Annotated in this window: 1 rRNA gene; it reads left to right on the top strand. The window is 52.0% G+C overall.

The window, feature by feature from the left end:
* Window positions 1-51 (top strand): 16S ribosomal RNA (locus C1X29_RS29605); the annotation flags it as partial.
* Window positions 52-202: the final 151 nt, after the last annotated feature.

The following is a 202-nucleotide window of genomic DNA, read 5'->3' as shown; positions in this document are numbered from 1 at the left end:
AAGTCGTAACAAGGTAGCCGTAGGGGAACCTGCGGCTGGATCACCTCCTTAATCGACGACATCAGCTGCTCCATAAGCTCCCACACGAATTGCTTGATTCATTGAAGAAGACGAAAGAAGCAGCCCGAAATTGGGTCTGTAGCTCAGTTGGTTAGAGCGCACCCCTGATAAGGGTGAGGTCGGCAGTTCGAATCTGCCCAGA

The organism is Pseudomonas sp. GW456-12-10-14-LB2 (assembly GCF_002884345.1).
Taxonomy (GTDB): Bacteria; Pseudomonadota; Gammaproteobacteria; order Pseudomonadales; family Pseudomonadaceae; genus Aquipseudomonas; species Aquipseudomonas paraglycinae.
The sequence above is the reverse complement of the archived record's forward strand: the minus strand, read 5'-3'. Positions and strand labels throughout refer to the sequence as shown.